At 62.4% G+C, this 19,032-nt stretch carries 12 protein-coding genes; 4 read left to right on the top strand and 8 right to left on the bottom strand.

Going from position 1 to position 19,032, the window contains the following annotated elements; genetic code table 11:
* Positions 1 to 160: 160 nt before the first annotated feature.
* Positions 161 to 2,197 carry a hypothetical protein gene (locus AC6FTP_RS09850; RefSeq protein ID WP_497206738.1) on the top strand — a complete coding sequence of 679 codons (2,037 nt, stop codon included), beginning with the start codon at positions 161 to 163 and terminating at the stop codon, positions 2,195 to 2,197.
* Between the two features lie 208 nt (positions 2,198 to 2,405).
* Here AC6FTP_RS09850 and AC6FTP_RS09845 read toward each other — a convergent pair whose 3' ends face one another.
* From AC6FTP_RS09845 to AC6FTP_RS09830, 4 genes are all read right to left on the bottom strand, one after another.
* A complete protein-coding gene (locus AC6FTP_RS09845) occupies positions 2,406 to 3,722 on the bottom strand; it encodes a DUF1501 domain-containing protein (RefSeq protein WP_497206737.1) in 1,317 nt (438 codons plus the stop codon).
* A 196-nt stretch (positions 3,723 to 3,918) separates the two neighbouring features.
* Positions 3,919 to 6,774, bottom strand: coding sequence for a DUF1553 domain-containing protein (locus AC6FTP_RS09840; protein WP_497206736.1), 2,856 nt, complete (start codon positions 6,772 to 6,774; stop codon positions 3,919 to 3,921).
* A gap of 42 nt (positions 6,775 to 6,816) precedes the next feature.
* Positions 6,817 to 7,509, bottom strand: a complete 693-nt coding sequence (locus AC6FTP_RS09835; protein ID WP_497206735.1) for a prolyl oligopeptidase family serine peptidase — start codon at positions 7,507 to 7,509, stop codon at positions 6,817 to 6,819.
* Positions 7,452 to 7,964 carry a hypothetical protein gene (locus tag AC6FTP_RS09830; RefSeq protein ID WP_497206734.1) on the bottom strand — a complete coding sequence of 171 codons (513 nt, stop codon included), beginning with the start codon at positions 7,962 to 7,964 and terminating at the stop codon, positions 7,452 to 7,454. The genes AC6FTP_RS09835 and AC6FTP_RS09830 overlap by 58 nt, the downstream gene beginning before the upstream one ends.
* A gap of 252 nt (positions 7,965 to 8,216) precedes the next feature.
* On the opposite strand from AC6FTP_RS09830, the gene AC6FTP_RS09825 reads away from it, so the two are divergent.
* The 3 genes from AC6FTP_RS09825 (at position 8,217) to AC6FTP_RS09815 (ending at position 14,038) form a co-directional block, all read left to right on the top strand.
* Positions 8,217 to 8,831 carry a hypothetical protein gene (locus AC6FTP_RS09825; protein WP_497206733.1) on the top strand — a complete coding sequence of 205 codons (615 nt, stop codon included), beginning with the start codon at positions 8,217 to 8,219 and terminating at the stop codon, positions 8,829 to 8,831.
* Complete coding sequence (locus AC6FTP_RS09820; protein ID WP_497206732.1) at positions 8,822 to 10,666, top strand: ice-binding family protein; 1,845 nt, start codon at positions 8,822 to 8,824, stop codon at positions 10,664 to 10,666. The genes AC6FTP_RS09825 and AC6FTP_RS09820 overlap by 10 nt, the downstream gene beginning before the upstream one ends.
* Positions 10,667 to 11,095: 429 nt before the next feature.
* A complete protein-coding gene (locus AC6FTP_RS09815; RefSeq protein WP_497206739.1) occupies positions 11,096 to 14,038 on the top strand; it encodes an autotransporter domain-containing protein in 2,943 nt (980 codons plus the stop codon).
* Positions 14,039 to 14,145: 107 nt separating this feature from the next.
* Here AC6FTP_RS09815 and AC6FTP_RS09810 read toward each other — a convergent pair whose 3' ends face one another.
* The 4 genes from AC6FTP_RS09810 to AC6FTP_RS09795 form a co-directional block, all read right to left on the bottom strand.
* On the bottom strand, positions 14,146 to 15,105 hold the full coding sequence (locus tag AC6FTP_RS09810; protein ID WP_497206731.1) for a carboxylesterase family protein: 960 nt from the start codon (positions 15,103 to 15,105) through the stop codon (positions 14,146 to 14,148).
* Between the two features lie 62 nt (positions 15,106 to 15,167).
* Positions 15,168 to 16,136 (bottom strand): ABC transporter ATP-binding protein, encoded by a 969-nt coding sequence (locus AC6FTP_RS09805; RefSeq protein WP_497206730.1) that lies wholly within the window; start codon positions 16,134 to 16,136, stop codon positions 15,168 to 15,170.
* Complete coding sequence (locus AC6FTP_RS09800) at positions 16,133 to 17,113, bottom strand: ABC transporter ATP-binding protein (RefSeq protein WP_497206729.1); 981 nt, start codon at positions 17,111 to 17,113, stop codon at positions 16,133 to 16,135. Before AC6FTP_RS09800 ends, AC6FTP_RS09805 begins: the two co-directional genes overlap by 4 nt.
* A complete protein-coding gene (locus AC6FTP_RS09795; RefSeq protein WP_497206728.1) occupies positions 17,110 to 19,032 on the bottom strand; it encodes an extracellular solute-binding protein in 1,923 nt (640 codons plus the stop codon). Before AC6FTP_RS09795 ends, AC6FTP_RS09800 begins: the two co-directional genes overlap by 4 nt.

The following is a 19,032-nucleotide window of genomic DNA, read 5'->3' as shown; positions in this document are numbered from 1 at the left end:
ATGCCCCACGTCTGGCGGAACCCTGAAAGGGTTCCGCACCGGCTTCGCGCGCTGGACGACCTTCATCACAAGCAGGTGCGGAACCGCGTTGCGGTTCCCCTCTGACAACGCACTGCTGCCGCCCTTTTCCAGGGTAGCGGCTTCGCCGCAACCCTTCGCTATGATACGGAAGGCCCTTGGCCTTCTCAGGAAGCCTGAGGCCGCGCCAGCGCTCTCCCTCGCCTCGGCACAGCGTGACGAAACATCGACGGCTCCAATCCGGGGAGAGGGGATCACCGGCATCTTCTGTCCGGCGGCCACGATGCTTCTTCTCGCCCTGCTGATGAGTTTGGGCTCTGCCCAGGCGCAGGTGCCCTCCGAGGAGATGCTGAAGCAACTCCGCGAGCGTGTGCTGGAAGCTCGACCTCTCAAAGCTCAGCGCGCTGAGATCCCACAAGTGCGACTGAAGCTGGCCGGGCATCGACTCGAAATGAAAGTGGAGATCCATGCCAGTGAACTCGTGGCCGTGCCGTTGCCCGGCAAGCTGCCCGCTTGGAGCCCGGTGAGTGTCGGCGATGCCGTAACGATGCGTCATGAAGGTTATCTCTGGGTGCTCGCCACGCCCGGTGTGCAGACGGTGAAGGTCGCCGGTATCATCCCACCCGGCGCGGAGTGGCAGTGGAGCTTCCTTTTGAAACCACGACAGGTGCAGATCGACGCCGCAGGCTGGACAGTCACGGGCATGAAGCCGAATGGCGTGCCCGAGGATCAGGTCTTTTTTGTGGAGCAGAACCGCACCGCCAGTGCCGAGGCGGCTTATGATCAGAAGGACTTTTTCCCCGTCGTGCGCATCGAGCGTGAACTGGAGCTCGGCCTCATCTGGCAGGCCCGCACACGCGTGAAGCGACTCTCGCCCACGGGCAAAGCCATCTCACTCAGCGTGCCGCTGCTGGCAGGCGAGCGGGTGATGAGTGCAGGCATGAATGCCGACAAAGGTCGCATCGAGGTGCGCTTCGGTGCTGGAGAGGAAGAGGTGGGCTGGGAGAGCGAACTCGCGCCTGTGCCCGAACTAAGTTTGCTGGCCGAAGCAAGCGAGAGTTGGGTGGAGCACTGGACGCTCACCGCCTCGCCAGTCTGGAATGTTCATCACGATGGGCTGGCCCCAGTCTATGAAGCGCGGCAGACGCAGCTCGTGCCGACTTGGACCCCATGGCCCGGTGAAACGGTAAAGCTCACCGTCTCGCGTCCCGAAGCCGTGCAGGGAGCCACCACCACCGTGCATCGAGCCCGCCAAAACACCCGCCTCGGAGATCGCCAGCACAGCACAGAACTCACGCTCCAGGTGCAGGCCAGTTTGGGCGAGGACTTCCGCATCGACCTACCCGCCGATGCTGCCATCACCACCCTGCGCGTGCGCGGTCAGGAGCTGCCCGTGCGTCGTGAAGGCAGCGCGGTGATCATTCCCGTGCGGCCTGGAGATCAACAGATCGACTTGGAGTGGAAGACACCCAGCGCGCTTGCTTTCAAAATGCCCACCGATGCCATCACGCTGCCCGTCATGGCCTCCAACATCACCACCACCGTCGATATGCCCGCCTCCCGCTGGCTGCTGATGGCCAGCGGACCGATGCGTGGCCCGGCGGTCAGGTTCTGGGGCCTCGCGCTCTCCGCCGCTCTGCTTGGTTGGCTACTGGCAAAGGTGAAGATCTCCCCGCTGCGGGGTCATGAGTGGGCGCTTCTGCTGCTCGGCTTTATGCAGTTGCCACTCTTCATCGGCGCGGCGGTGGTGCTGTGGTTCTTTGCCCTCGCTTGGCGTGGCTCCGCAGGCTCAGCGATCAAAGTGCCCGCGCTTTTCAACGTCCTTCAAATCCTCCTCGCCTTCGCCTCCGTGATCGCGCTGCTGTGCATGTTGGCCGTGGTGCATGAGGGACTGCTCGGAAAGCCCGAGATGTTCGTCACCGGCTACGGCTCCACCACAAGTCACCTGCAATGGTTCCAAGATCGCACCGCCGATGGCCTGCTGCCACGTCCAGTCGTGATCTCCGTTTCGATCTGGGTTTACCGCGCCCTGATGCTCGGCTGGGCACTCTGGCTGGCCGCCCGCGTTCTCCGCTGGCTGCCTTGGGGTGCGAAGCAGCTCAGTGCGGGAGGTTTGTGGAAAATGGGCGAGCCGAAGAAACCCGCAGCGCCTCCGCCTCTGCCGAAGAGTCCCGCCTGAGGCATCTACCTCACGTTACTAGCTTGGGTGCATTCGAACCCGAAGGGTTCACAGCCTGTAGCCGGTCAGTCGATCTCGTGTCAGCGAGATCGACCACCGGACCGCAGTGCGAATGATTCACCCGTGTGAAGGCATCCCGGCAGGGATGCAAGCCACGTCGCCGCATTCAAGAGCCCTCGATCATCACTGCTGCGCGACTCGTTCCACCTCACGCAAACAAATGCGTCAGCGGCTGCCCCTTATCGGCGACGGTAAATGGTCGCTTGCTCGGCGAGTAGATCACCTGATCCAACGGCAGGCCGAGGGCATAGCCGATGGTGGCATTGATGTCGGGCGGGGAGACCTTGCCATCCACGGGAGCGGCCCCGGCTTTGTCGGTGGAGCCCCATTTCATACCGCCTTTGATGCCGCCGCCAATGAGCACGGAACTAAAGACGGGGTAATGATCGCGACCCTGGTTCTGATTGATCTTCGGCGTGCGGCCGAACTCGGACGAGACGACGATCATGGTGCTGGCGAGCAGGCCACGGGCTTCGAGATCCTGCACGAACGCACTGACGGCGGTATCGAAGGTCTCGCAAAGGCGCGGTGTGTTGATGAAGTTCGCTGTGTGCGTGTCCCAGCTTCCGAAGGCGACTTCGACGAAGCGCACGCCGTGCTCGACAAGGCGACGAGCGAGCAGGCAGCCCTGACCGAAGGTTTCCTTGCCATAGCTCTGGCGCACGGCTTCGGACTCCTTCGTGAGGTCAAAGGCCACAAGGTCATCGCTCTTCATGAGCTTCACGGCGTCGTCATACATGTCGCTGTAGGCCTTCACATTGCGCGTGTCCCACTCGGCCGTGAATTCGGCATCCAGCACGCCCGCGAGATCGCGACGCGTGGCGAAGCGCTCCTCGGTCACGCCTTTCGGGATGCGCACATTTTGCAGACCAGCCTCAGGATTGTTCACCATGAGCGGACCATGCTTCTTGGCAAAGAAGCCCGCGCCCGGATGGCGGCTGTCATTGCCGATATACACATAGGGCGGCAGCGCGGGATTGCCCGCGCCTTGATAAAAGCTCAGCCAAGCTCCCATGCCCGGATGCTTGATCGTGCTGCGCAGGCCGAAGCTCGTGTGCATGAAGTAGTTCGCCTGCTCATGCGCCGCGGTGTTCGTGGCCACGGCATTGAGCACGCAGGCGTGATGCATCTGTTTCGCCATCCGCGGCAGGTATTCGCTGACCTGCACGCCATCGGCGCTCGTCTTGATCGCCTTCGTCGGCCCAGAGACTTCTTTGTTTTCCGGCTTCGGATCCCAGGTGTCGAGATGGCTCTGACCACCGGTCATGTAGAGAAAGATCACATTGCGCGCCGTCGGAACCTGCTTGGCCGTAGCCGCCCCTTCACCCGCCGCAAAGGCCTTGCCGGAGAAGAGATGCTCACCCGCAGGCATCAGGCCGACACCAAGCATGGTCTTTGCCGTATTCGCCATGAAACGGCGACGATCGAGTTCGCAGCGGAGGAAGGGGGATGGATTGGTATTCATGGGAATGGGGGCGGTTGAATGGATAGCCGTTGACCCAGGGTCTTCAGCCTTGGCTCGCCGACAACCAACGCGTCCTCCGCAAGCCACATGTCGCACTGCCCCGCCTTTGCCAAACCGCACCCAACCAACGACAAGATCGGCACAAGTATCCAGATCGGCGTGAGAATGCGCGGAATGGATGCCAACCGTTGAGGATTCAGCCCTTCGTGATCGTTTCGTCCAAGTTCAGCAGGGCGGAGGTCACGGCCATCCATGCTTTTTCCTCACCGCCTGGCTTGACCTGCTGATCATATAGCGCACGCAGCACAGCGATCTCCCCGGCACGCGGCGGACGTGAGAGCGCGAGGCGCACGGCATGGGTGATCCGCGCCTCGACATCACTCGACGGGGCCTCTTTGACCAGCCGCTGGGCAAAGGCGCGCGCGGCTTCGACATAGACGGGGTCGTTCAGGAGGGTGAGTGCCTGGAGCGGTGTGTTGGAGCGGGAGCGCCTCACCACACAGGCGGTGCGGGCGCTGGCGTCGAAGTTCACGAAGCTGGGATACGGGGAGCCGCGCTTCAGCACGACGTAGAGGCCGCGGCGATACTGCTCGCTGCCGGGACTGACGACGTAGCTGTACTGCTGGCCGCCGACTTTGGCCCAGAGGCCATCGGGCTGCGGCGGGCGGATGGGGGCTCCGCCTTGCTTTAAATCAATCAGGCCCGCGATGGCGAGGGCGTTGTCGCGGATCATCTCGGCATCGAGGCGATGGCGTGGGCCACGCCAGAGGAGCTGGTTCTCGGGATCTTGTGCCGCACCTGCGCCGCCTGCGTTGCTGGTTTGGCGGTAGGTGCGGGAGGTGACGATGAGCTTCAAGACATGCTTCATGTCCCAGCCGCGCTCCATGAATTCCACGGCCAGCCAGTCGAGCAGCTCAGGATGCGTCGGTGGGATGCCTTTGATGCCGAAGTCCTCGACCGTGGCCACGATGCCGCGCCCGAAGATCTCCGCCCACCAGCGGTTCACGGTCACTCGTGCCGTCAGGGGATTGTCGCGACTCACCAGCCATTTTGCCAGGCCGAGGCGGTTCGGTGTGGCATCGGCTTTCGATTCGATGATCTCCGGCGTGCCGGGCTTCACGGGCTCGCCGTGATCAGTATAAACGCCGCGCTTGAAGATGGCCGTCATTCTGGGTTTGGGCAGCTCGCGCATGACCTCGGTGGTGGCGGGCTTCAGGTCGGCGAGCTGCTTTTTCAAGGAAGCGAGCTGGCGCTCCTGCTTGGTGAGCTTTGGGGAGGCAGCTTCAGGCTCATCAGTCTTGGGTAGAGAGGCAAGCACATCTCCCTGGAAAGCGGAGACGCGCAGCCGTCCGATCACTCGTCCGCCGCCATACTGCTGCACGAGTTTCAGCTTCAAACGTGAACCAGGTGAGCTGGCGAGAGGCTTTGCCAAAGTCAGCGCGGCCCAATGGCTCTGGCCAAAGCGTGGCATGATGGCCCAGCCGGTTTTTGGATCAGTGTCGGCGAGGCCAGCGACGGGGAAATTCGACTGCGAGAAGCTGGCATGAGCCGAACCAAAGGTGAGCTTCGTCTCTGATGCCTCTTTGGCAGAGGTCACCGAAGCTTCGAGATGCTGGAGCACGATGTTCGGCCTGCCTGCGACGCCACGACCTGGTCCTTTGCCGGGGAGGGAATCATCGCTCAATGCCTCGACCAGCAAGCCCGTGATGCTGCCGGCGGGCAGATCATACTCGATCTCATAGACATCTTTGTCGGGACCTTCGCCGATGAAGAGCAGGCTCTGATCTGGCTGAAGCTCCGTCTCCGCTCCGCTCTCGATGTCCACCGCCACGGGCTTCAGCGCGATGGAACCGGTCTCGGGCTTCTGCGCCAACGGGGCGGTCGCGCGACTCTTTTCCAGCGCGGCGATCTGCTGCTGCAACTGCTGCCTTTTCTCGGCCAGCGTCGCATCCGGTAGAGGCGCGGGGACGCCGTCAAACTTGATGCTGCCCGGTGTCTTCGGGTTCGCACGCTCGGCTTCCTTCACCGTGTTGTTAAAGTAGGCCAGCAGGCGGTAGTAGTCCTTCTGGGAGAAGGGATCGTATTTGTGGTTATGGCATTGGGCGCACTCCAGCGTGCTGCCGAGCCAGACAGCTCCGGTGGTGTTCACGCGGTCGATCACTTGATTGATGCGGCTTTCCTCGGGCTCGGTGCCCGCCTCCACATTTGTCGGCGTGCAGCGGTGGAAGCCGGTGGCGACGATCTGCTCCGGCGTGGCATTCGGCAGCAGATCACCGGCGACTTGCTCGATGGTGAATTGATCGAACTTCATGTTCGCATTTAGCGCATTGACCACCCAGTCGCGGAAGCCCCAGATCTCTCGCAGGTCATCGCGCTGAAAGCCGTGCGAGTCGGCGTAGCGCGCCACGTCCAGCCAGGGCCTGGCCCAGCGCACGCCGAACTCCTTCGAGGCGAGCAGTCGATCCGTCGCTGCCGACACGGCTTTGTCGGCATCTTGCGCGTGAGCTTTCACAAAGGTTTCCACCTCGGCGATAGCGGGCGGCAGTCCGGTGAGATCCAGCGAGAGCCGACGATACAGCACGGCAGGATCGGCCTCGGGCGAGTGCGGGATGTCCGCCTTCTCCAGTCGCGCGGCGATGAAGCGATCCACCGGATGCTTGGCCCACGCGGCCTCTTTGACCTCTGGCAAAGCTGGCCGCTGCGGTGGGATGTAGCTCCAGTGCCTGCCAGCCTGGATCGAGTCCGGCCACACGGCACCGCTCTCCATCCAGGTCTTCAAAGTGCGCACTTCCACCGCGCTCAGCGGTGTGCCGCGTTTGGGCATGGCTTCCTTGTCGGAGCGCGGGAGTGCGACACGGCGGAGGATCTCCGCGTGATCTGCTTTTTCAAAAGCGGCCCGCTCGTGCAGACGCATCTCGCCTTTGGCCACCTCGGCTCCGTGACACTCGAAGCAGGCACGCTGGAGCACGGGATAGACCTCTTTGGCGAAGTCCACCGGCGCTCCCATGAGCATGGGCGCGGAGAGAGACAGGCTGATGATGACGAAACGCATGGCCCGTGAACGCCCCGCCAGAGCGCCACCTTTCCTGAGGCATCACTTCCCTTCGACGACGATGGGCGTGGGCACGATCTCCGCCGCGATGCCGCGCAGGTGGAGATCGAAGAACTGCTTCACGCGCTCGTCGAGGATCGGGCTTCTGAAGCCGTGGCCACCGTTCGTCATCTCCTGGAGCAGGGAGGGGACACCCGCCTTCTGAAGCGCGGCATGGATCTCCTGCGCCTGCGCAAAGGGGACGAGCGGGTCCTTGGTGCCATGGGCGGTAAAAAAGGCCGCATCACCCTTCGAGACATGCGTCACGGGCGAGGCTTCTTTGGCGGCCGCCTCCTTCTCCGGCACGGGTCCGCCGAGCAGCAATGCTTCAGGGTAATCCCCGCCCTTTGTGCGATCCACCGTGCTCGGCTGCCGGACCATGGAGAGGAAGTTCTCGGGGCCGAAGAAGTTCATCACGCAGGTGACGCTGCTGTTCTGATCGAGGTGCTTGCCCAGCGTGCCTTCGAGCTCCTTCACATCGCCACTGGTGCCCAGGAAGGACACGAGATGCCCGCCAGCGGAGGTGCCCCAGACGCCGATCTTGCTGGCATCGAGATTGTATTCCTTCGCATGGGCTTTGATCCAGCGGATGGCGGCCTTGCAGTCGTGGATCTGCGCGGGCCACTGCGCTTCGTCCGTCAGGCGGTAGCCGATGCTGGCTCCAGCGTATTCGCCACTCTCGACAAAACGGCCCACATTGCCGATGCCGCCGTTCTTGTCCCCCCCCGCCAGCCGCCGCCGTGGATGAAGACGATCACCGGCAGTGGTTGGTCACCCTTGCGCGACTTCGGCAGGAAGAGGTCGAGCTTCTGGCGTGGATTGTCCGTCTCGGCGTAGGGCAGATCGCGCAGGGCCTCGACACCGGGAGGCAGCGGGCGGGTTTGAGCACCTTTCTTCGCCTGCTGCTGGCTGCGATTCACCACCGCCAGATGTTCTTCCTTGGAGATGCTGCCGTCATTGTTCGTATCAGCGCGGGCGAAGCCTTCGCGGAAGCGCTCGGGCAACTCCGTGCGGCTGAGTTTGCCATCCTTGTCCACGTCCATCACCTCGAACTGACGCAGGCTACGATTGACGGCAGGAGGCGCTGTTTGCTGCGCTGGGGCAGAGGCGAAAGGCAGACCGAGGGCGAGAAGGAGGAGGCGTTTGTTCATGGTGCGCGCCCTGAAACCTGACATGGCAGGGGAAAGTTGCATCTCCTGATGATGCAGCGAGCTGGCATCCCGCCGTCCCCGTGTCTCTGTGTCGCCCCTGCCCCGCCGGGCGACTCCTGGAGATGGAGCCTCGGCGAAGGTCCCCTCCATGGGCAGATCACCCCATGGTGGATTTCAGCATACCCGCTCCAGTGAGCGGTGATGAATATCCCCCGCTCCAACCCAGACTGTGTCGCCCTCAGTCTGCCCCTGATGAATAGAGCTCCGCTTTTCCAACGAGCTTCCCTCCTGCTCCTGGCTGCCGCCACGCTGCTCCTGCCCCTGAATGCCCGGGCGGTCCCCATCGACACGATCAAACCCACCCTGGTCAACACGACCCCCAGTGCCGCGACGACCTCGATTCAAGGCAGCCCGGGAGGCACGTACCAAGTGACCGGCAAGGCCAAGGACAACATCGGCGTGGCCCGTGTGGATGTCTCTCTCAACGGTGGCGCTCCCGCGTCCGCCACTCTGACCACTCCCGGAGCGCTCAGCACGACCTTTGCCTTCGCCCTGCACCCACTCGGAGGCTACAACACCCTCCGCGTGCAGTCCTTTGATGCGGCGGGCAATGCCTCCCTCCTCATCACGCGCAACTTCACCTATGTGGTGAAGGTGGCTTTGACCGTGAACATCTCCGGTCCCGGCACCGTCACTGGCAAGCTGGCTGGCGCGGCTTATCAGGTCGGCAAGAGCTACGTCCTCACCGGCGTGCCCACCGGCCCCGGCGCGACGAATATCTTCAACGGCTGGACGGGCACGGGCCTCAGCACCCCTGCCACCGCCCTGCCGAGGCTCGCCTTCCTGTTCACCGACGCATGGCCCTGAATCCCGTCTTCAATGTGTCATTCATGGTAAATCCATTCACACCCGCCGTGGTCGGCAACTTCAACGGTCTCATCAAGGCCAGTGCCCAGCCCGCGAGCAATGAGAACACCGGCTTCATCCACCTGCTGGTGGCCACCACCGGCGGCTTCACCGGCACCTTCAAAATCGACCGCCTGACCCTCCCGCTCGCGGGGAGGTTTGACAACAGCGGCCATGCCGTCTTTGGCACCTCGCTCGCCAGCACCGTCACCGTCGCCCGGGCCGGGAAGTCTAGCCTGATCCTCAGTGCCGTGACGCTCGATCTCGCCCCCAACGGCACGCATCAGATCACCGGATCGCTCGGTGCCCAGGGGCGCGATGCCGCGCTTCCCTGGTCCACCTTCGCAGCGGACCGCGCCGCCTTCAGCACCCTGCACCCCGTGCCGACCTCTTACACGGCGAACAAAGGATACTACACCGTGGTGATCCCCGCCAAGGCCCAGGACAACGGACTCATCGCCGCCAATTACCCGCAGGGCGATGGCATCGGTGCGATCTCCGTGACGCCCGCTGGCCTGGTGACCTTCACCGGCAAGCTGGCTGACAACACCGCCGTCACCGCGAGCGCGCCCCTGAGTGCCGCACTCACCAGCCCTCTGTTCGCCCAGATTTACCTCTCGAAAGCCGGCTCCTTCGGCGGCCTCATCGCCCTTGATGACACCCAGCCTAGCCATGACCTCATCGGCACGGGCTTCCTCTGGTTCAAGCCCTACATGAGCGGCCAATACTACCCCTACGGCTGGCCTGAGGGCGTGAGCACGAGCCCGGTCGGTGCCAAGTACCGCGCCGTGCCCGGCACTGCTGTGCTGCCCGGACTGTCTGTCGTCGAACGCACCATCCACAATGCTTTGCTGACCTTTCGGCTCGGCGGGCTCACCTCCGAGGTGAAGAAGCCGCTGCATATCTCCCCGCTGAACGCGGTGACCCGCTTCGGCATTCCGGCGGATGCCAGCTACTCGATGACCCTCACCGCCGCCACGGGCAAGTTTGCCGGCACCTTCACCCACACGGACGGCAGCAAGCCCGCCTACAGTGGCGTGATTTTGCAGAAAGGCACCCTCTCCGGCGGCTACGGCTACTTCCTCGCACCGACCCTGAAGGTGATCGGCGGAGGCCTCTCCGGCCACGTCAGCCTGAAGCCCTCCGTAGGTCCAGCCCCGGTGAATCTCCGCTCGGCGGGCAGCTTTGTCATCCTAACGAAAACAGGTGTCACCAATGTGCCCACCTCCGCCATCACGGGTGACGTCGGCGCCAGCCCCATCACCGGAGCCGCGATCGGCCTGGAGTGCGCGGAGGTCACCGGAACCATCTACACCGTGGATGCCGCCGGTCCTGCCTGCCGTATCGAAGATCCTGTGAAGCTGACCACCGCCATCGGCGACATGCAGCTCGCCTACAACGACGCCTCTGAGCGCACGCTGCCAGACTACACCGAACTCGGAGCGGGCGACATCAGCGGCATGACGCTGACCCCGGGCCTCTATAAATGGAGCAGCTCCGTGGGCATCACCACGGGAGTGACCCTCACCGGCGGCTCGGAGGACGTGTGGATCTTCCAGGTCGCCGCCGATCTCAACGTGGAGAGCGGTGCCATCATGACGCTGGCCGGTGGAGCGCAGGCGAAGAATATCTTCTGGCAGGTGGCAGGCCAGGCCACACTGAAGACGTCGGCCCAGTTCAAAGGCATCATCCTTTGCCAGACCCTGATCGCCATGCAGACGGGCGCGAAGCTCAATGGCCGGGCCATGGCCCAGACCGCCGTGACCCTGGAGCAGAACACCGTCACCCAGCCGTAAGCGAAGTTAGTCAGCCTGGAAGCAGGAACAGCGCATCAAGGGACCTCCCCTTGATGCGCTTTTTTATAGCTGGGGCTGATACCCGCCAGCACGCCTCTTCACCTGCCAGCCTGTTGGTAGGGTTTGACCCTATTGGTAGCGGGCAGTGGGAAGCCGGAGTGTACAAGCGTCAATCTCAATCCCACCTCATCACCTATCTAACAGCATGAACACACCCGACCCACGAATTGCAGTCACCTTTGGAATACGATACTCATTATGGCGGGCGGGCAGTTGGGGACTGGGACTCATAGTTGGGGGCATGCTACTGGCAGCGCCAGTGCAGGCCCAGACACTGGGGGCGGCAGGGACGTTCTCGGTACTGGGGGGCTCCACGGTGACCAACACGGGGGCGACGATCCTCATCGGTGACCTGGGAGTGAATCCGGGATCAGCGATCGTCGGCTTCCCACCAGGGAGTGTGACCGGGACATCTACACGGGAGCAGATGCGCCAGGGATCGCGGCTCATGCGGCCACGGTGACAGCCTACAATGTCATCGCGGGACTGCCGGTGGGTACGAACCTGACGGGCCAGGACCTGGGCGGCATGACGCTAACGCCGGGGGTGTACACCTTCAACTCCTCCGCCCAACTGACGGGCAACCTGTTCCTCGACCCGCAGGGGAATCCCAACGCGGCCTTCCATTTCCAGATCGGCAGCACGCTGACCACGTCGGATTTCTCGGCGCTCACTGTCATCGGGGGGCTGCAACTGCCGAATGTCTTCTGGCAGGTGGGCAGCTCGGCCACGCTGGGGATCGGCTCGGCCTTTGGCGGCAACATTCTGGCGCAGACCAGCATCACCATGACCACTGGCTCCGGCCTCTCGAACGGTAGGGCGCTGGCGATTGATGGCGCTGTGACCTTGGACACCAGCAACATCAACAATGGCGGGCTGGCTATCCCACCCGTCGGAGGCCCCACCGGCACCTACTGGAAGGGCGGCATCGACAACAAGTGGTCGCTGATGAACTGGTCCCCGGACATCACCGGCGCGGTGAACCAGAACATCCCGGTGGCGGGGGCGAATGTGATCTTCTCCGTGACAGGCGTGGCTCCGGCCAATCAGAACACGCTGCTGGACCAGAACCAGAGCATCGACAGCCTGACGATCAATGACAGCGCGGCCGTGAGCATCTCCGGGCCGAACACCCTGACGATTTCTGGTTCGGGACTGGTGACGGGCATCCGGGTCAACAATGGCGCGGGATTGGTCACCATCGGCAGCAGCCTGGTCCTGGGTGGCACCTCCCAGACGATCAGCGTGAGCAACAGCGCAGGCATGGTGATCAGCGGCGTGGTCGGCGGCACCATCGGCCTGACGAAGGACGGGCTGAAACAGCTCACCCTGACGGGAGAGAACCTTTACACCGGCCCAACGAACATCAATGCAGGCACTCTGCAGGTGGGCAATGGCCTCACGGGTTCCATTCAGCCCAGCTCACTGATCACGGTGGCCCCAGGAGCCAATTTGCTCATCAGTCTGGTGAACGGCGGCGTGTGGAGTAATGCGGTGGTGAACAACGGCCAGGTCAGTTGGATCGCCCCAGGGAGCAACACCCAGGCACCAGGGAGCGTGATCAGTGGCGCAGGCAGCATGGTGATCACCAGCCCCGGCACCACTCTGCTGCGCGGCATGAACACCTTCAGTGGCGGGACCACGATCGACACGCCCGGCACGGTCCTCGTGGGCAATCCCTCCGGCAGTAACTCCACCGCCTTTGGCACCGGCACGCTGGACATCCAGCAGGGCATCGTGGACACGCAGGCAGCGCAGATCCTGAGGATCATGACCGGCGGTTATGTGCAGAGCGGGGGGGAGATCCGCATGCACTTGCAGGGCTCCACTCCGGGCACCTACACGCAGTTCGATGTCACGGGGACCACCACCCTGACGGGCGGCACGGTGTTCGTGTATGATGACAGTGGCGTCTATGTGCCCAGCGGGATAGCGATTGGCAATCCAACCGGTGACATGCAGACGATCATCCAGGCCACGGGCCTCAGGACCGGCCAGTTCCCCTCCAATGCCCCCTTCTCCAGGTTCTTCAATGCACGGTTCAACCAAAACTTTCTCTATCACCAGGGCGACACGCTGCTTTACCCGACCATCACCTACGACACCACCAACACCTACATCACCTGGGTCCAGGACTCCTATGCTTCGGTGCCCGGCCTGACGCCCAACCAAATCGCCACCGCTGGCGGCCTGGATGGCTTCCAATTCCTGAATCAAGGCAATGACGCCATCACTTACCTCAACGGCCAGCCAATCGCCCGGCTGCCAGGCCTCTATGACCTGATCGCACCGGATGAGCTGACCGCCATCTTCCAGATGGGCTTCCATGCGGCTGAGATCCAGGCGACCAGTCTCCAACAGCACCTCCAGCAGGTGCGTGACAGCGCCCGCCGCAACAGCAGTGACAGATCGGAGCCCGCGACCTCGGGCCCGACAAGCTGCAGTGGCAAGGGCGTGGTGGAGACCGCTCCCGCCCCCACCGAGACCTATGAGAGACGCTGGAACTTCTTCATGGAAGGCCTGGGCGGCGGCGCCAATGTGAGCACCACCTACAATGCGAGTGGCTATGACTTCAACACCATCGGTGCCATGATGGGCGCAGACTACCTGGTGAACGACCACTTCGCCTTTGGCGTCATGGGTGGTTATACCAGCACGAACGCCGGCCTCATCAATGGAGGCAGCATTGAGGCCGACAGCTTCCGTGGCGCGCTTTTTGCCACCGTGTTTGGCGGCGGCTTCTACCTCGATGGGCAGACCGGCCTGGCCTACAACTCCTACGACACCGATCGCGCCGCCCTGCTGGGCCGCGCCACCGGCAGCACGGATGGCCTGGAGTTCAGCTCCCTGATCAACGGCGGCTACGACCACCACATCGGCGACCTCACCCTGGGGATCTTCTCTTCCCTCGCCTACACACGCGTGAACTTTGACGGCTTTACGGAAACGGGATCACTCACGCCCCTGCGCTACCCCGATCAGAGTCAGGAGTCTCTGCGGTCGAACCTCGGTGTCAGGATCAGTTACTCGCAGCCCATCGGCCGCATGAGACTCACCCCACAAGCGCGCATTTCCTGGCAGCATGAGTTCCTCGACAGCACGCAGGGTATCGACTCCAGCTTCGCCGCTGGTCCCGGCCCGGTCTTCACCGTCCATGGACCTGAGATGGGTCGCGACAGTCTCCGCCTGCACGCCGGTCTGCACCTCCAGATCACGCCCGCTGTCGGTGCCTACATTTTCTATGGCAACCAGTTCGGACGCACGAACTACAACTCACACAACCTGACGTTAGGTGTAAACATCAGCTTCTAGCCTGCCTATTGCCGAAAACGAGATGGCGGCGTGTGCGGCGAGGAGTGACTGACCTCGCAGAACACACCCCGCCATCGTCCTGTCTGAGCGGTCCCTAAACCAGCGGGCTACTCCTTGAGCTTCGAGATCAGATACTCGTTCGTGGTCTTGGCCTTCACGTCAGTCACGCCGGGATAGAATAGCTCCGCGGTGACGCCATTGGCCTTGCAATGCTCCTGAAGCTTCACGCCGAAATTGGCGGTGTGGGTGGGGTCCTTTTGCTCCTGGCCGAGGGCCGGGGGCGCGCTGAAGTAAAGATAGACCGGCGGGTCATCCGAGGAAACGAGGGCGTAGGGCGAGTACTCGGCGATCCATGGCAGGATCTTTTCCCGCGCGGCCAGGAAGGCCTCGAAGGTGGGGCGCTCCTTGCCGGGAAGGAAGGCATGGCCACCGTACTTGCTGTTCGGCGTCCATTCTTTCATCTGCTGGGGATCAAGCGTGGTCTGTGCGCCATTCACGGCGGCGCAGTAGAGGCGGGTGGACTCGCGGGCGATGGGGTTTTCACTCTTCGGGTCGGCCATGTCAGGATGGAAGGCCAGCCAGAGGCTGCTGCAAGCCCCGGCGGAACCACCACTGGCTCCGATGCGTGTCTTGTCGATGTTCCACTCCGCCGCTCTGCTGCGCACGGTCTGCAAGGCGAGCGCGGCATCATGCAGCGGGGCCTTCACCGGCGGCAGCACTTCCTGCGCCTGGGAGATGTAGCGGTAATTGATGGAGACGACGGAGATGCCCTCCTTCAGGAACGGCTCGACAGCGATGCCCTTCTTGTCGCCACCCATCCAGCCGCCGCCATGGATGTAGAAGAGAAGCGGAGTTGGTTTGTCCGACTTTGCCTGCCAGAAGTCGAAGACGTTTCGCTCAGCGGGGCCGTAGCGCACATCGGCTGCGGTAGGTGTGGGGTTCTTTGGATAGATAGTGATCTTCTTTGGAGCCGCGGCTTTTTTGGCCGGGGCCTCCGCCTTCTTCGTTGGGGCATCTGCTGCAAAGGCCAGGCCCGTGAGCAGGAGGAGGGAAAGGGTGAGTTTCATGGGCCCATGTGTACGCAGGGCGAGCCCTCCATCTGGCTCGAATGCTGACAGAAATCCGCCCCTCAGGTGCAGCACGGGCAGGGCTGCACCCAGTGACCGGGGGAGACTTCCTTCAGCGTGAGGTCCATGCCCACGCTCTGCTCCCACTGCGGATGCCTCATGCGATGCCCGAAGGCACAGCCCGCAGGCGGGTTAATCGGCGAAGGCACATCGCCTTGCAGGAGCTGGCGTTTGCGACGCTTCGCTGGATCAGGCACGGGAATGGCATCGAGCAAGGCCTTGGTGTAGGCGTGGCGGGGGTGGTGATAAAGCTCCTCCGCTGGGGCGAGCTCGACGATCTTGCCGAGATACATCACGGCGACGCGGTCGCTCATGTGCTTCACGACACTGAGTCCGTGCGCGATGAAGAGGTAGCTCAGGCCCATCTCGCGCTGGAGATCGAGCAGGAGATTCAGCACCTGGCTTTGCACGGAGACATCGAGCGCGGAGACGGGCTCGTCACAGATGATGAGCTTCGGCTTCAAAGCGATGGCTCGCGCGATGCCGATGCGCTGCCGCTGGCCGCCGCTGAACTCGAAAGGGAACCGATCTGTCGCACTCGCGGACAGGCCGACCTTGTCGAGCAGGTCGAGCACCCACTTCCGGCGCTCTTCCTTGGTGCCCATCTTTTGCACGATGAAGGGCTCCTCCAAGATATCCCTCACCGTGTGGCGCGGGTTGAGCGACTCGGCGGGATCTTGGAAGATCATCTGCACATGTCGCCGCATGGGCCGCAGCGCGCCGATGCCCGCGTGAGTGATGTCCTGACCATCGAACTCGATCCTGCCGCTGGTGGGCTTCAGCAGACGCACGATGGCCTTGCCAAGTGTGGTCTTCCCACAGCCGGACTCGCCCACGAGGCCGAGGGTTTCACCTTCCCCAAGCGTGAAGCTCACACCATCGACCGCTTTGCACGAAGCAACAGAGCGCCGAAGCACACCGCCCCGAACGGGGAAGTGCTGCTGGAGGTTTTGGACGGTAAGGAGGCTCATGCGACGCAGATGGGGCAGTGCTCGACGAAATGGTTCGGTGCGATCTCGATGAAGGGCTGGCGGTTGGTCAGATGCGCTTGGCTGTGCTCACGCCCCGAGCGCTCGGCGAAGCGGCAGCCGGGCTTGAAGTCAGCGATGCCGGGGACATTGCCGGGGATGGCTTTCAGCAGCGTCTTAGGCTTGCTGTCGAGGCGCGGGATGCTTTCCAAAAGCCCCTGGGTGTAGGCATGGCGCGGCTTGGCGAAGAGATCGAAGACACTGGCCTGCTCAACGATGCGTCCAGCATACATGACGGCGACTTCATCGCACACTTCGGCGATGACGCCGAGGTCGTGGGTTATGAGGATGACGCTCATGCCCATCTCCTTTTGCAGGTCGGCGATGAGCTCCAGGATCTGCGCCTGCACGGTGACATCGAGCGCGGTAGTCGGCTCGTCGGCGATGAGGAGCTTAGGTTTGTTGATGAGCGCCATGGCGATCATCATTCGCTGTCTCATGCCGCCGCTGAGCTGATGCGGATACTCGTTGAGGCGCTGCTCCGGTGCAGGAATGCGCACCTTCTTCATCATGTCGATGCTGCGAGCGAGCACCTCGGCCTTGCTGCATTCGGTATGGAGCAGGATGGCCTCCGCGAGTTGTCTGCCGACAGTCTGCACGGGGTTCAGCGCGGTCATGGGCTCCTGGAAGATCATGGAGATGTCGTTGCCGCGAATCTTCTGCATCTCATCGAGCGGCAGCGTCACCAGATCACGTCCCTCAAAGCGGATGCTGCCGCCGAGGATTTTCCCGTGAGGCTGAGGCAGCAATCGTGTGATGGAGAAAGCCGTGACGCTCTTGCCGCAACCAGACTCACCGACAATGCCGAGCGTCTTGCCGCTAGGCACATCGAAGCTGATGCCATCAACGGCGGTCATGCGCCCCGCGTCCGTATCGAACGCCGTGACGAGATTTTCGACCTGGAGGATGGGGCTGCTCATTGCTTGGCTTTGTAGGCGTCGAAGACACGCAGGGTTTCACCAAAGTCACGCCCGGTGCGGATGGCTTCCTTCGTCTCACGTTTCACATCCTCGTCGATCCAGAACATGTGAGCATCCATCGGCTCGCGGCTTTTGCGCGCATTGCCCTTCTCAGGCCACTGCACCCAGCGCCAGGTCATGTAGCGGTAAAATGGCGACTCCCAGGCCGGGATGGTGCAGGCGCGGTCTTCGATCAGCTTGGCGAGCTGCCAGGAGAGACGCTGCACTTCTTCCTCGGTCTTCGCTTTGCGATGCTGATCAATGAGCGGATCGAGCGCGGGATCGGCGGTCTGCGTCATGTTGTTGGTGTCGGTGACGATCTCGCGCTTGCCGTCCTTGCCGATCTTGAAGGCGTTGGCGCTGTGGTAGTCGTCCCAGAAGCGCGGGTAAGGCGGCTGCGCGCCGAATCCGGCAAAGCCCATCTCGTGGTTCTTCTGGTCGAGCTTCTTGTACATCTGCGTGGAGTCGAGCCCTTCGACATTGATCTCCAATCCCGCCTTTTTGGCCTCTTCCTTCAAGCGCAGCATGATCGGCGTGATGGTGCCGGAGTTGAAGGTGGTGAGCGTGAAGGAAAGCTTTTTGCCCTCCGCATTTTGCAGGATGCCGTTCGGTCCGGCCTTGGTAAAGCCAGCCTTCGCGAAGTACTCGCGAGCTTTCACTGGATCGTAGGGCCGTGCGCGGAGATCGGGATTGGTGAACTTGCCGAAGCCTGACACCGTGCTGTTCATGCGGGTCTTGTCGCCACGGAAGTCCACATCAATCACCTTCTGAAAGTTCATCGCGTAGCTGATGCCGAGGCGCACGTCGAGGTTGTCGAGCAGCGGCTTGCTTTCGTTGATGCGGATGCCCCAGGTGACCTGTGGGTACTCATTGTAAAACATGTGCCGCTCGATGTAACCCTTGTAGATCTCGGGGACTTCCGCCTTGTCATACCAATAGCGCGGCAGGCCAGCGAGATAGTAGTCAAACTGGCCCTGACGGAACATCTCGAAGGCCTTGTCCTGACTGGCGATGATCTTGTATTCCAGGAAGTCGCAATTGAAGATGTAGCGGTAGTGCTTCAGATCACGCGCCCACCAGTCCTTCACTCGGCTAAGCGTGATGGAGCGTCCGCGCTTCATCAAAGCGGGGTCGATGACATAAGCCCCGGTCACCGGGCAGATGCGCCACTGATAGCGTGCTGGGAAATCCGGTCCGAGTTCACGGTAGAAGTGTCGCGGGCTGGGCGGAATCATCGCATACCAGACGGGGTCTGGCTTTGGCTCCGGAATCGTGATCGAGAAGGTGCGGTCATCGAACTTGGTGATCCCCGCATACTCCTTCGTGTACCAGTCATTGTACCAAGGATCCTTCAGGTGCGTGCTGGTCATGACGAAGAAGGTCATGAAGAAGTCCTCCACCTCGACAGGCTGTCCGTCAGAGTAGGTCAGCTTGTCCTGGAGGCGGAAATAGACGGTCTTACGATCTTCGGAGACGGCCCACTCCTTCGCCAAGCCGGGAATCCACACATCCTCATCGGGATGCCGCGTGATGAGGCTGATCTCGATGTTGTCATGATGCTCGCCTCGGAAGGTGTTGCTGGCATCAGGACCGACTTTGCGGAATGTCGGCGGGAAAGTGGGATGCCAGTCGTGGAAGGTACCGCCTTTCTTCGCACGCGGATCGCCGAACTCTGGCACATCGGCGGCGTTCTCCCATTTCAGACTCGCTGGAAGGTCGGCTGGCGTCTTCCACTGGAAGAAGTCCGGCTTCGACTTCCAGTAAGCCGTCACCTCCTCGGTGTTGTCGTACGGCGGGAAGCGGGTGTCGTCTGAGTCGGAACAAGAAACAAGCAGGACGGCACAGCTGATGAGAGCAGCTTTGCGAGCGAATGAAATCAT

Origin of the sequence: Prosthecobacter sp., assembly GCF_044378005.1 — a bacterium.
GTDB lineage: Bacteria > Verrucomicrobiota > Verrucomicrobiia > Verrucomicrobiales > Verrucomicrobiaceae > Prosthecobacter.
Note: the sequence above shows the minus strand (reverse complement) of the source record. Positions and strands in the feature narration are given on the sequence as shown.